The 12,637-nt window shown below is 73.9% G+C and carries 13 protein-coding genes; 5 read left to right on the top strand and 8 right to left on the bottom strand.

Going from position 1 to position 12,637, the window contains the following annotated elements:
* Window positions 1-2 precede the first annotated feature (2 nt).
* The 4 genes from E8D34_RS05690 to E8D34_RS05675 all read left to right on the top strand — a co-directional run bounded on the left by E8D34_RS05690 (window position 3) and on the right by E8D34_RS05675 (window position 5,342).
* A complete protein-coding gene (locus E8D34_RS05690) occupies window positions 3-1,094 on the top strand; it encodes a LacI family DNA-binding transcriptional regulator (RefSeq protein ID WP_136593622.1) in 1,092 nt (363 codons plus the stop codon).
* Window positions 1,095-1,255: 161 nt separating this feature from the next.
* Complete coding sequence (locus tag E8D34_RS05685) at window positions 1,256-2,665, top strand: MFS transporter (protein WP_136593621.1); 1,410 nt, start codon at window positions 1,256-1,258, stop codon at window positions 2,663-2,665.
* Between the two features lie 9 nt (window positions 2,666-2,674).
* Window positions 2,675-4,318: a fatty acyl-CoA synthetase gene (locus E8D34_RS05680; protein WP_136593620.1), complete on the top strand. Its 1,644-nt coding sequence runs from the start codon at window positions 2,675-2,677 to the stop codon at window positions 4,316-4,318.
* A gap of 4 nt (window positions 4,319-4,322) precedes the next feature.
* On the top strand, window positions 4,323-5,342 hold the full coding sequence (locus E8D34_RS05675; protein ID WP_136593619.1) for a TIGR03617 family F420-dependent LLM class oxidoreductase: 1,020 nt from the start codon (window positions 4,323-4,325) through the stop codon (window positions 5,340-5,342).
* A 106-nt stretch (window positions 5,343-5,448) separates the two neighbouring features.
* On the opposite strand, the gene E8D34_RS05670 is transcribed toward E8D34_RS05675, so the two are convergent.
* From E8D34_RS05670 to galE, 8 genes are all read right to left on the bottom strand, one after another.
* Entirely contained in the window at window positions 5,449-5,703 is a 255-nt protein-coding gene (locus E8D34_RS05670; protein WP_136593618.1) for a GlsB/YeaQ/YmgE family stress response membrane protein, read from the bottom strand.
* A 130-nt stretch (window positions 5,704-5,833) separates the two neighbouring features.
* Complete coding sequence (locus E8D34_RS05665; RefSeq protein ID WP_136593617.1) at window positions 5,834-6,622, bottom strand: enoyl-CoA hydratase-related protein; 789 nt, start codon at window positions 6,620-6,622, stop codon at window positions 5,834-5,836.
* Window positions 6,623-6,708: 86 nt separating this feature from the next.
* Window positions 6,709-7,449, bottom strand: a complete 741-nt coding sequence (locus E8D34_RS05660) for a hypothetical protein (RefSeq protein WP_136593616.1) — start codon at window positions 7,447-7,449, stop codon at window positions 6,709-6,711.
* Window positions 7,450-7,488: 39 nt separating this feature from the next.
* Window positions 7,489-8,121 (bottom strand): hypothetical protein, encoded by a 633-nt coding sequence (locus E8D34_RS05655; RefSeq protein ID WP_240771126.1) that lies wholly within the window; start codon window positions 8,119-8,121, stop codon window positions 7,489-7,491.
* Window positions 8,118-8,975 carry a dihydropteroate synthase gene (folP, locus tag E8D34_RS05650; protein ID WP_136593725.1) on the bottom strand — a complete coding sequence of 286 codons (858 nt, stop codon included), beginning with the start codon at window positions 8,973-8,975 and terminating at the stop codon, window positions 8,118-8,120. The genes E8D34_RS05655 and folP overlap by 4 nt, the downstream gene beginning before the upstream one ends.
* A gap of 17 nt (window positions 8,976-8,992) precedes the next feature.
* Window positions 8,993-9,916, bottom strand: coding sequence for a glucosyl-3-phosphoglycerate synthase (locus E8D34_RS05645; RefSeq protein WP_136593615.1), 924 nt, complete (start codon window positions 9,914-9,916; stop codon window positions 8,993-8,995).
* Between the two features lie 40 nt (window positions 9,917-9,956).
* Window positions 9,957-10,940, bottom strand: coding sequence for an N-acetylmuramoyl-L-alanine amidase (locus E8D34_RS05640; protein ID WP_240771125.1), 984 nt, complete (start codon window positions 10,938-10,940; stop codon window positions 9,957-9,959).
* A 60-nt stretch (window positions 10,941-11,000) separates the two neighbouring features.
* Window positions 11,001-12,005, bottom strand: a complete 1,005-nt coding sequence (galE, locus tag E8D34_RS05635) for a UDP-glucose 4-epimerase GalE (RefSeq protein ID WP_136593614.1) — start codon at window positions 12,003-12,005, stop codon at window positions 11,001-11,003.
* Between the two features lie 225 nt (window positions 12,006-12,230).
* Between galE and E8D34_RS05630 the strand changes: the two genes are divergently transcribed.
* Window positions 12,231-12,554 carry a hypothetical protein gene (locus E8D34_RS05630; protein ID WP_136593613.1) on the top strand — a complete coding sequence of 108 codons (324 nt, stop codon included), beginning with the start codon at window positions 12,231-12,233 and terminating at the stop codon, window positions 12,552-12,554.
* The last annotated feature ends 83 nt before the right edge of the window (window positions 12,555-12,637 follow it).

Below are 12,637 nucleotides of genomic sequence, written 5' to 3'. Positions count from 1 at the left end.
GGGTGAGCCCGCCGTCCGACGATCCCGACGGCGAAGCGACCAGCGGCTCGGCCAACGGCACCCTCGGCGGCACCTCGAAGACGGCTGGGCACACCCCGACGCTCGACGAGGTGGCCCGGGTCGCCGGCGTCTCCCGCGCGACCGCGTCCCGGGCGATCAACGGCGGCAACCGGGTCTCCCCGGCGGCGCAGTCGAAGGTCGACGCGGCCGTGGCGTCGCTGGGCTACGTGCCGAACCCCGCGGCCCGGAGCCTGGTCACCCGTCGTACCGACTCCGTGGCGCTGGTCGTGCCCGAGCCCGACGAGCGGGTCTTCTCCGACCCGTTCTTCCTCGCCACGCTGCGCTCGGTCAACCGGGTGCTGGCCACCCGCGACCTGCAGCTGGTGCTGCTGCTGGCCCAGCCGGGCGAGGAGGAGCGGCGGATGCTGCGCTACCTCGGCCGGCACCACATCGACGGCGCGATCGTGGTCTCCCACCACCGCAGCGACCAGCTGGCCGACCACCTGCCGGCACTCGGGCTGCCGTGCGTCTTCGTCGGCCGCCCGTGGACCAGCGCGGACCAGGTGGCCTACGTCGACACCGACAACCTCGGCGGCGGCCGGGCCGCCACCGAGGTGCTGGTCGAGCGCGGCTGCCGACGGATCGCGAACATCGCCGGACCCACCGACATGGCCGCCGGCTTCGACCGGCTCGCCGGCTGGCGCGCCGCGATGCGCGAGGCCGGGCTGGATGACGACCTGGTCGAGCTCGGCGACTTCACCGAGGCCGGAGGCGCCGCGGCCGCGGCGGCGCTGCTGGAGCGCTGCCCGGAGATCGACGGCCTCGTGGTCGCCTCGGACCTGATGGCCGCCGGCGCGATGGCGGTGCTGGACGACGCGGGACTGCGGGTCCCCGAGGACGTGGCGGTGGTCGGGTACGACGACCTCGGCGTCGCCGCGCGCTCCACCCCGGCGCTGACCACCGTGCGCAACCCGATCGGCGCGATGGCCGAGCAGGCCACCCGGATGCTGCTCGAGCAGATCGACGACGCCCACTCCCCGCGCGGGATCCGGGTGATCTTCCCGCCGGCCGTGGTGCACCGCGACTCCGCCTGACCCCCGACCCCGCGAGTGGGTGGAGAGCGCCGCCCGAGTCGGTGGAAACCGCCGCGCCAGTCGGTGGGAACCGCCGCCCCAGTCGGTAGGAACCGCCGCCCCAGTCGGCAGAAGACGCCCCGCCGACCCGACCGCCCGCCCCCTGCCCGACGATTGGGCCCGTGAGCGGCGAAAAGGCACCGGGGCGGGGACTCTTCGCCACCCTGGCCGCGATCGCCACGGTCACCGCGGTGATCAGCAGCCTGGGCGCGCCGCTGGTGCCCTCCATCGCGGAGACGTACGACGTGCCCGTGGCCACCGCGCAGTGGGCGCTGACGGCGACCCTGCTCGTCGCCGCGGTGGCCACGCCCGCGGTCGGCCGTTGGGCCAGCGGGCGGCTGCGGCGCCCGATCCTCCTCGGCGGGCTCGCGGTGGTGCTGCTGGGCGCGGCGCTCTCCGCGCTCGCCGTGGAGGTCGAGGCGCTCGGCATCGGCACGCTGGTCGCCGGCCGCGCACTGCAGGGGGTGGGCCTGGCGCTGGTGCCGCTGACGCTCGCGGTCGCGCGCGACGAGTGGTCCGGGCCGGTGCTGGTACGCCGGCTCTCCTGGCTGTCGGTGACGGTCGTGGCCGGCGCGGGGCTCGGCTACCCGCTGACCGCGTTCACCGCGCAGCAGCTCGGCGTCGCCGGGGCGTACTGGTTCGGCGCGGCGCTGGTCGCGGTGACGCTGTGGGCCGCCGCGCACCAGCTGCCGCGCGCCGCCGCCGGCGCACCCCAGCACGTCGACCTGGTCGGCCTGCTGCTGCTCTCCTCCGCCACGGTCGGGCTGCTGCTGGCGATCAGCCGCGGCGAGGTCTGGGGCTGGGACGCGCCGGCCACCATCGCCCTCGGCGCCGCGGGCGTCGCCCTGCTGCCGTGCTGGGCGCTGTGGTCGGTCCGGCCCCGCCCGGAGGACCGCCCGCCGCTGATCGACCTGCGGCTGGCCACCCGCCCCGCGCTGCTCGGCCCGAACACCGTCACCATCTGCATCGCCACCGCGATGTACGGCCTGCTCACCCTGGTGGTGCTGCTGGTCCGCGGCGACCCGGCGGAACCGGACGCCTTCGGCCTCGGGTACGGCGTGACGGCGGCCGGCCTGGTGCTGGTGCCGTACTCGCTGCTCAGCGTCGCCGGCAGCCGCCTGGCCCGGCTGGTCGCCGCCCGTCTGGGCCCCCACCTGCTGCTCCCGATCGGGTCCACGGCGTTCGGCGCCTCGATGCTGCTGCTGGCGGGCTGGCACGACGAGCTCTGGCAGGCGCTCGCGGCGATGGCGCTGGGCGGGCTGGGCAGCGGCTTCACGTTCTCCTCGCTGCCGATGCTGATCGTCCCGCACGTCCCGGCCGCGGAGACGGGGAGCGCGCTGGGGTTCAACCAGCTGCTGCGCTACCTCGGCTTCTCGTTCGGCTCGGCGGCGAGCGTGGCCCTGCTGCACCTCTACGGCGGCACCGAAGCCGCGTTCGAGGGTGCCCTGGTCACCCTCGGCGCCCTCAGCCTGCTCGCCGCGGCGGCCTCGGTCGCCGGCAACCGCCTGCCGGGACGTGGCGCAGGTCACTAGCCTGCTGGCATGACCGACGACGCCGTCAGCACCGCCAACCCCAGCACGGTCGCCGCCGCCCGCCAGCACGCGCTGGGCGACATTCCCCGCCGTACCGCCCAGCGGGTCCCCGACAAGCTGGCCATCGTCGACGGCGACCAGCGCCTCACGTTCGCCGAGCTCGAGGAGTACGTCGAGCGCACGGCCGCGGCGATCGCCGCCGCCGGCCTGGCCAAGGGCGACCGGCTGGCGCTGCTGAGCCACAACTGCTGGCAGTTCGCTGTGCTGGACTTCGCCGCCGCCCGCGCCGGCGTCGTGCTGGTGCCGATCAACTTCATGCTCGGTGCGAGCGAGATCGCGTTCATCCTCGACCACTCGGGGTCAACCGGGTTCGTCGTCGAGGACGCACTGGTGCCCACCGCCGACGCGGCGCTGGCCGCCACCGAGACGCACCGGGTCCACACCCGCCGGGTGATCACCTTCCCGGGCGCGGAGAACCCGACCTCGGAGGGCTGGGAGGACCTCACCGGCTGGCTCGAGCACGACCTGGAGCGCGACGGCGGGCCCGTCGCCGTACCGATGGGCGACGACGACCCCGTCCGGATGATGTTCACCTCGGGCACCGAGTCGCGGCCGAAGGGCGCGCTGCTGAGCAGCCGGGCGCTGATGTGGCAGTACGTCTCCTGCGTGATCGACGGCTCGATGGCCGCCGACGACGTCGAGCTGCACACGCTGCCGCTCTACCACTGCGCGCAGCTGGACTGCTTCCTCGGCGTGGACGTCTACCTCGGCGCGACCAGCATCATCCTGCCCGGCCCGGACCCGGCCACGGTGCTGCGCTCGATCGCCGAGCACGGCGTGACGAAGTACTTCGCGCCGCCGACGGTGTGGATCGGCCTGCTCCGCCATCCCGACTTCGACGCCACCGACCTGTCCAGCCTGCGCAAGGGCTACTACGGCGCCTCGCCGATGCCCGTGGAGGTGCTGCACGAGCTGCAGGAGCGGCTGCCCGACGTGGACTTCTGGAACTTCTACGGGCAGACCGAGATGGCGCCGCTGGCCACCATCCTGCGCCCCGACGAGCAGGTCGCGTACGCCGGATCGGCCGGCCGCGCCTCGATCAACGTCGAGACCCGGATCGTCGACGACCTGGACCAGCCGGTGCCGGCGGGCACCGTCGGCGAGATCGTGCACCGCAGCCCGCACGCGACGCTGGGCTACTTCCACGACGAGGCGAAGACCGCCGAGGCGTTCCGCAACGGCTGGTTCCACTCCGGCGACCTCGGCTACGTCGACGGGACCGGCCATCTCTACGTGGTGGACCGCAAGAAGGACATGATCAAGACCGGCGGGGAGAACGTGGCCAGCCGGGAGGTCGAGGAGGCGATCTACACGCTGGACGGGGTCGCGGAGGTGGCCGTCTTCGGGGTCAGCCACCCGCGCTGGGTGGAGGCGGTCGCGGCGGTGGTGGTGCCGAGGTCCGGGGTCGCGCTGACCTCGGAGGACGTGCTCGCCCACGCCCGCGAGGTGCTGGCGCACTACAAGGCGCCCAAGTACGTCGTCATCGCCGAGGCGCTGCCGAAGAACCCGTCCGGCAAGATCCTCAAGCGGCAGCTGCGCGACGCGCACGCGGACCTGGCCGCGGGCGACGAGCCGACCGGAACGGCCGGCTGACCCGGTGCTGCTGGACCTGCAGCTGGACGGCCGCCCCGACCAGGCGGTGCGGCGAGCCCGCGAGCTGACCGAGGCCGGCGCCGCGGGGCTGTTCACCTTCGAGGGCCCGCACGACGTCTTCCTGCCGCTGGCGGCGGTGGCCGGCGTCGTCGAGGCGGACCTGATGACCAACGTGGCGATCGCGATGCCGCGCAGCCCGATGCACCTGGCGCACGCCGCCTGGGACCTGCAGCTGATGTCGCGGGGCCGGTTCCGGCTCGGGCTCGGCTCCCAGATCAGGGTGCACATCGAGAAGCGGTACGGCGCCCAGTGGTCGCCGCCCGCCGCGCGGATGCGCGAGATCGTCGGCGCCGTGAAGGCGATCCTGTCCTCGTGGGAGACCGGCGAGCGGCTGGAGTTCCGCGGCGAGCACACCACGCACACGCTGATGCCGCCGACGTTCGTGCCGGGGCCGAACCCGTACGGCCCTCCCCCGGTGCTGCTCGGCGCGCTGGGTCCGCTGATGACCCGCACCGCCGCGGAGGTCGCCGACGGGCTGCTGGTGATGCCGTTCCACTCCGCGCGCCACTTCCGGGAGCGCACGCTGCCGGCGTACCGCTCGGGCCTGGAGCTGGCGGGCCGGTCGGCGTCGGAGTGCGCGGTGCTGCCGGCGGCGATCACGGCGATGTACCGCACCGAGGCCGAGCGCGCCGCGGCGCTGGCCGGCGTGCGCGGGCTGATCGCGTTCTACGCCTCCACCCCGGCGTACCGGCCCGTCCTGGAGGTGGAGGGCTGGGCCGACCTTCAGCCCGAGCTCAACGCGCTGTCCAAGCGCGGCGACGTGGCGTCGATGTTCGCGCTGGTCACCGACGAGATGGTGGCGACGATCGGCGTCGTGGGCACCCCGGACGAGTGCGCGGCCGAGATCGGGCGGCGGTTCGGCGACGTGGCCGCGCGCGTGTGCTGCTACTTCCCCGGCTACCAGCCGCCGGCCGAGCAGGTGGCGGACCTGTCCGCGGGGCTGGCGCGGGTCGGCCTGGACTGACGGGGGCCGGCGCGTGGCGCGTCGTCACATCCAGAATGGTCCTGTTCTCCGCGATTTGGGGGCCATTCTGGATGTGACGACGCGAATCCCGCGCCCGCCAGCAGCCTCAATCGCGCTTGCTGAACAGACCCCACACGAACGTCACCACGATCGCACCGAGGAACGAGCCGATCAGCCCGGTCGGGTGGATGCTCAGGCCGTGGCCGAACAGCAGGCTCAGCAGCAGGCCGCCGACGAACGAGCCGATCAGGCCGGCGATGAACGCGGTGGGCCAGTCGATGTTGCTCCAGGAACGGCCGAGGACCAGCTGGGCGAGACCGCCGGCGACCATGCCCAGCAGGATGATGGCGAGGATCAGCATGCCCCGAACCCTAGTGGGCTTCGGCGGTCAGTCCCACAGGATGTGATCGGGCAGCGCGGCGCGGATCCGGCGGCCGCGCGTGGCCAGGGGCACAGCGGCTGCGACCGCCTGCGCGGCGATGGTCGTGCGCTCAGCCCCCGAACGCCGGCTTCTCCTTGGCCAGGAACGCCCGCACGCCCTCGGCGAAGTCGGGCCCGCCGTAGACCGAGCGGAGCAGGTCCTGCTCGCCGGGCATCGACGACTCGAGTCCTCGCGCCCGCGACAGCAGCTGCCGCTTGGTGGTCTCGATGGTGACCGGCGAGGCCTGCACGATCCCGGAGACGAGCGCCCGCAGCTCGGCCTCGAGCGCCTCGGCGTCGGGGACGACCCCCAGCAGCGCCCCCACGGCGTAGGCGCGCTCGGCGGAGACCAGCCGGGAGGCCAGCAGCATCTCCCGGGTCAGCGACTCCCCGAAGATCGCCTGGCAGCGGTAGAGCACCGTGCCGGACAGCGCGTTGCCGAGGGTCCGCGCGATCGGGTACCCGAACCGCGACGCCGTCGTCGCCACCCGCAGGTCGCAGTGCGTGGCCACGGCGAGCCCGCCGCCGACGCAGACGCCGTCGACGGCGGCGATGGTGACCTGCGGCAGCGACCAGAGCCGGTCGAACATCTCCCGGATCCAGTTCTCGTAGTCGACCGCGTCGGCCTCGAGGAAGTCGGAGATCTCGTTGCCGGCCGCGAACGCCTTGCCTCCGGCGCCGCGCAGCACCACCACCCGCACCGACCGGTCGGCGGCGGTCGCCTCCCACAGGGCGCGCATCTCGGCGTACATCGCCTTCGTGAAGGCGTTGCGCCGCTCGGGCCGGTTGAAGGTGACCTCGAGGACCCCCTCACCGAGGCGGTTGCGGTGGATCAGCAGGTCAGCGGAGGTGTCAGCCACGGCCCCGAGGGTACGACGCCCGGACGCCGCCGCGGGCGGGGGCCGGCCAGGCGAGATCAGACGGGATCAGGCGGGATCAGGCGGGATCAGGCGAGATAGATCAGCGAGACGCCGGCCAGGCCGATCAGCCAGCTGGCGAAGGAGCCGATGAGGAAGTACTCCGTGACGTCGCTGGGCCCGGCCTTCGCGCTGGCGTTCAGCTCGGGGAAGCGGAGCAGCCCCTTGGCGGCGACGACGATCGCGGCCGCGGTGACCTCGCCGATGTGGCCGAGCCCGACGATGAAGATCCGCTCCATCGGTCCGAGCAGCCGCCCACCCTTGAGCTTCTTCTCGTTCGTGACCGCCGGTACGCCGACCGCGTCGAGCACCAGCCGGACGATCAGGTTGCCGGTGGCCAGCTGCAGCAGCACGGCGCCGGCGGAGACGGTGACGTCCGCAGCGGGCCAGTGCGCGAAGACGGTCGAGTCCATGCGCGCGGGCCACTCGACCCACTCCTCCAGCGCACCGACGCCGAGGAGCCCCACCGCGGCGCCGAGCGCGAGCCCGGAGAAGGCGGCCGCGCGCCACCGGCGGACGTGCGCCCCGCCTTGCGTGAGGGCCGCCGACGAGGCGACGACCCACAGCGCGAACCCGGCGAAGAGGCCGAGGAAGAGCACGAGTCCGCGACCGAACGAGTCGCCGGCCCAGGCGAGGAAGAGCGCGAGCAGCACCGCACCCGCGGCCAGGATCGCGGCCAGCCGGCGCGGGCTCACGGCGTCGCGGTCGAAGCGCAGCAGGTCGCAGGCGCCGACGACGACGAGGAACCCACCGAGCGCCATCAGGCTCATCGCCGTACCCCTCTCACGCCCACCTCGCGCAGGACGACCTCACGCCGACACGTCGGGCGCCGGTGCCCAGCGGGCCACACAGTAGGCCACGCCGTACGGCGCGTCCCGGTAAAGGATCTCCGCGGGTCCCGACACATTGCCGTCGGCGTCTCCACCCGAGCCGCGGGCGACCAGCTCGGGCAGGCAGCGCATCGCCTCGACGTCGGCCCACAGCTCGGCCGCGAGGTCGGCGTCGATCGCGGAGAAGTCCAGGGTCCGCACCGCCGCGAGCAGCGCGTCGTCGAAGGCCTCGGCACGTTCGTCGAGGTGGCCGGGCGCCTTCTCGGTGCGCTTGGCCGACCCGTTGCCGACCACCAGCACGCCGCTGATGGGGTCGTGTGCCTGAGACCGACCCATAGCGGGGTCTGGGGCACACGACTCGGCCCCGGCGGCGGCGACCAGCGCCTCGCCGACCTCCCGCCCGGACCCCCCGGAGGCGTCCGAGGCGATCACGGCGACCCGCGGCCCCAGGCCGCCGACGACCTTCAGGCACGCGGCGCGCAGCTCGGCCACCGGGTCCTCGATGGACGCGTACCGCGGCAGCAGCGCCCGCACCCCCGGCACCAACGCCACCGGCAGCCCCACCGGCAGCCCCACCGGCAGCCCCGGCAGCCCCGGCAGACCGGCGCTCACTGGATCCCCCGGATCGCCCGCAGCGGCGCCCGCCGCCCGGCGATGGTGGCGACCATGTCGACGGTCTCCCGCGTCTCCACCACCTGGTGCACGCGGTAGACCCGCGCCCCGGCCAGCGCGCACAGCGAGGTCGCGGCGAGCGTGCCGACCAGCCGCTGTCCCACCGGCAGCCCGAGCGACTCCCCGACGAAGTCCTTGTTGGAGAGCGAGACCAGCACCGGCCACCCGGTCTCGACCATCTCCCCCAGCCGCCGGGTCACCTCGAGGGAGTGGAAGGTGTTCTTGCCGAAGTCGTGCGCGGGGTCGATCAGGATCGACTCGCGCGCCACGCCCGCCTCCAGCGCCCGCGACGCGTACCCCAGGGTGTCGGCGAGCACCGAGGCCATCACGTCGTCGTACTCGACCCGGTAGGGCCGCGTCCGCGGCGTCGCACCGCCGGTGTGGGTGCACACGATCCCGACGTCGTACGCCGCCGCGACGTCGACGAGCTCGGGGTCGGCGCCGCCCCAGGCGTCGTTGAGGATGTCCGCTCCAGCCGAGCAGACCGCGTCCCCGACCTCGGCCCGCCAGGTGTCGACGGAGATCACGACCTCCGGGAAGTGCTCGCGGACCCGTGCGACGAAGTCGACGACCCGCGCCTTCTCCTCGGCGGGTCCGATCTCGACGCCGGGCGCGGCCTTGATGCCGCCGATGTCGACGATCTCGGCGCCCTGCGCGACCACCTCGGCGACGCGGGCGAACGCGGCGTCCTCGGCCCAGGTGGCGCCCTGGTCGAAGAACGAGTCGGGGGTCCGGTTGACGATCGCCATCATCAGGCTGGCGTCGGCGTCGAACCGGTGGCGCCCGAACCGCATCGGACTGGCCGCAACGCTCACAGGTACTCCTCCGCAGGTGGTCGTTCGTCGATCGGCACCGCCCGGTCCAGCGGTCGCCCGCCAGCCTCGGCCCCGAACTGTCGCAGCAGCACCTCCGCCGCCTCGACACCGGCCCCGACAGCACCGGCGCGGGCCAGCGCGGCCGCCAGGATCTGGGTGGCCATCCCGCCGAGGTCACGCAGCGCCTGGTGCCGGTGCGCGCGCACCCCGAGGTCGACCTGCGCCAGCGCCGCGGGACCGAGCAGCCGCGCCGTGTCGACGAGGGCGGCCAGCTCCACGGCGTACCCGGTCGGCACGGCCAGCCGCGCGAAGAGCGAGCGCCGGATCGCCCACTCCCCGGCCAGCGGCTGCACCAGCCCGGCGAGCTCGGGGAAGAGCAGAGCGATCAGGGGCCGGGCGACGAGCTCGGTGACCCGTCCGCCCTCCAGCCCGCCGCCGACGCCGGGCCGCTCGTAGAACCCCTTGACCAGCGCGACGGGCGAGTCGGGCTCGAGCAGCGGGCCGAGCAGGCCGGGCACGAAGTGGGTGTCCCAGTCGAGCAGGTCGGCGTCCATGAAGACGACCAGGTCGCCGGTGGTGACGAAGAGCGACTTCCACATCGCCTCGCCCTTGCCGGGGCGCGCGCCGAGCTCGGACCGGATCTCGGAGGCGCGGTGCACCCGCGCACCCGCCTCCTCGGCGACGGCGTACGTCGCGTCGGTGGAGTCGCTGTCGATGACGACGATCTCGTCGAGCAGGTCGACGGTCTCCACCAGGGCCTCGCGGACCCGTCCGACGACGGAGCCGACCGTGGCGGCCTCGTTGCGCGCCGGTACGACGAGGCTGACCCGCTGCGTCCCCTTGAGCGCACGCAGGTCGTCGAGGGTCCAGTCGTCCCAGTGCGCCGTGCGGACTGCTGGCGCGGGGTGGACGGCTGCCATGCGGCGACCCTACCGACGCGGCGGGCGCCGCCGGCGACGCCTACCCCAGGAACCGCGTGACCCCGGCGACCACGCCCACCGCATAGGTACGCCGCCCGGCGGCCGACGTCATCAGCGCCGCGTCCCCCGGGTCCCGCATGTTGCCCAGCTCGACCATCACGGTCGGCTTGTCGGACCAGTTCAGGGTGCCCAGGTCCCCCCGCACGTCCAGGCCGTCGACCCCGAGGTACGTCGACACCGGCACCCCGACGCCGAGCAGCCCGTCGCGCACCGCCCGCGCCAGCACCAGCGAGGGCGCCGCGATGTCGTCGGTCCACCCGGCGCGCGACTCCGGGGCGATGACGTGGAAGCCGCGCGCTCCCGCGGAGAGGTTGCCGTCGCCGTGCAGGCTGATCTCGAGGTCGGCGGTGGGGCCGGACCACCCCGGGTTGCCGATCCGACCGCGCTCGTCGATGCACGGGCCCCAGGCGGACGCGCTGTTGCTGGATCGGGTGAGCACGACCGTCGCGCCGGCCGCCTCGAGCTCCTCGCGCATCAGCACCGCGACCTCCCAGGCGAACGTCGCCTCCGGGTAGCCGCCGTCGGTGGCGGTGCCGGTCGTGTTGCAGGCCTTGGTGAACCCGCCGGCGTCGACGCTGGCGTTGACCTGCGCGGGGAACCGGGAGTTGCCCAGCTGGTGGCCGGGGTCGATCACGATCACCCGCCCGGCCAGCGACCGTCCGCCGGCCGGCGGGGCCGGCACGGACGCGGGCGCCCCCGGCGCGGAGGTCGGCTCCGGCAGCGGCTCCAGCGGCGCGGCCGGGCTGGGCGTCACCACCTCCGCCGTACGGCGGGAGGCCGGAGCCGACGCAGCACCCGACACCGCGACCGACGGCAGCGCCGACGCCGTCGGCGAGGCCACCGGCGCCCGGTCGACCGGCCCGGCGGTCGTCCACAGCGCGGCAGCGACGGCCACCACCACCGCGACCACGATCGCGGCGATCCCGCCGGCCAGCACCCGGCGGTCGCGTCGGCTGGAGCTCACCACGCCGCCCTCGGCAGATCAGTCGGTCAGGTCAGTCAGGTCAGGCCGGATCAGGTCAGCTCAGTCGTAGCCGAGGATCGCCTTGCGCTTCTCGCCCCAGGCCAGCGCGGAGGCGATCGCGTCGTCGAGCGTCAGCTCGGTCTTCCAGCCGAGCAGCTCGTAGGCCTTGTCGGCGTTGGCGAACGCGCCGACGGCGTCGCCCGGCCGCGAGGGCGCCTCGCGCACCGGGACCGGTCGGCCGACGACCCGCTCGACGGCCGCCAGCAGCTCGCGGACGGTGACCCCGTCGCCGCCGCCGATGTTGATCACGGTCGACGGGGCGTCGACGGCCGCGAGCACGGAGTCGAACTTCTCCACCGCGACCACGTGCGCGCGCGCCAGGTCCCAGGCGTGGATGTAGTCGCGGATGCCGGTGCCGTCGCGGGTGGGCAGGTCGGTGCCGGTGATGGTGAAGACGTCGCGCTGCCCGAGCGCGGTCTGCGCCATCAGCGGCACCACGTGCGTGGCGTCCTTGAGGTGGTAGCCGGTCTCGAGGTCCGGGTCGGCGCCGATCGGGTTGAAGTAGCGCAGGATGACCGCACGCAGCGGCGTCGCCACCGCCATGTCCTCCAGCACCTGCTCCATCATCCGCTTCGTGCGGGCGTACGGGGAGTTGGTGGAGAGGGCGTCGTCCTCGCGCACCTCGAAGTCGTCCTTGAGCGCGTAGAGCGAGGCGGTCGAGGAGAAGAGCAGCCGCGGCTTGCCGAGCGCCACCAGCTCGTCGAAGAGCTCGAGCGACTTGGCGACGTTGTCGCGGTAGTACTCGTAGGGCAGCTCCACCGACTCCGGTACGACGATCCGTGCGGCCATGTGGATCGTCGCCTCGAGGTCGGGGTGCTCGGCGACGATGCGGCGCAGCAGCGCCCGGTCGGCGATGTCGCCCTCGTAGAAGACGCGGTCGCCGACGAACGCCCGCGGCCCGACCAGCAGCGAGTCGAGCACGACCGGGGTGTGGCCTGCCTCCTCGAGCGCCTTGCACGTGATGGAGCCGAGGTAGCCGGCGCCGCCGGTGACGAGAACCTTCATGCCCCGGACCCTAACCGGCCTCGCCCTCCCACCCTGCACACCGGTCTGGACGCTGATTGGTTGCCGTGACCCATATTGGTGAATCCGGTGAGCAACAGTGCGCCGTGCGCCCCGCCGGATCGGGAAGGTGCCTTCGGCACCGCCCACGCATTCGCCATCGACGTCGCTCCGTGTGGGTATCGGATCCGACAGGGTTCCTGGGGGAACTGTCATGGGGGAACTGGCGTGACGACGATGATGGAGCGCGCGCGGACGGCGCCGCGCATGCAGCACCACCTGCGGCCGCTGAGGTTCATGCCGGTCGCCGCGCTGGCGGTCGACGTGGCGGTCATCGCGGCCGTGGCGGGTGTCTCGTCCGCGGGCCGCCAGTACCTGGAGGTCTTCCCGAACCCGTTCAACAGCCAACCCGAGCTCGGTACGGCGGGGCTGCTGATCGGCCGCTTCGCCCTGCGTCAGGCAGTGCAGAGCACCCGGCGCCGCGATCACCGGCAGATGCGGGTGCTGATGTACGGCACCCCGCGGCAGGTCGACGAGATCGGCGCGGGCTGAGCGACCGACCCTGGCTCGGCCACATCGTGGTGGGCACCGTGGTGCCCGACGGCGAGGCCCTCGCCCAGACGGCCGGCCGGCGT

The sequence above is a fragment of the Nocardioides sp. GY 10113 genome, from assembly GCF_004919105.1.
In the GTDB taxonomy this organism is placed as follows: Bacteria; Actinomycetota; Actinomycetes; order Propionibacteriales; family Nocardioidaceae; genus Nocardioides.
This window is presented reverse-complemented; position numbering and strand designations above follow the sequence as displayed.

Coding starts and splice junctions, on each gene's coding strand:
- folP (WP_136593725.1), bottom strand. CDS start 8,975: ATGCGGTTCGGGCGCCACCGGTTCGACGCCGACGCCAGCCTGATGATG.
- E8D34_RS05645 (WP_136593615.1), bottom strand. CDS start 9,916: ATGGCAGCCGTCCACCCCGCGCCAGCAGTCCGCACGGCGCACTGGGAC.
- E8D34_RS05660 (WP_136593616.1), bottom strand. CDS start 7,449: ATGAGCCTGATGGCGCTCGGTGGGTTCCTCGTCGTCGTCGGCGCCTGC.
- E8D34_RS05670 (WP_136593618.1), bottom strand. CDS start 5,703: ATGCTGATCCTCGCCATCATCCTGCTGGGCATGGTCGCCGGCGGTCTC.
- galE (WP_136593614.1), bottom strand. CDS start 12,005: ATGAAGGTTCTCGTCACCGGCGGCGCCGGCTACCTCGGCTCCATCACG.
- E8D34_RS05680 (WP_136593620.1), top strand. CDS start 2,675: ATGACCGACGACGCCGTCAGCACCGCCAACCCCAGCACGGTCGCCGCC.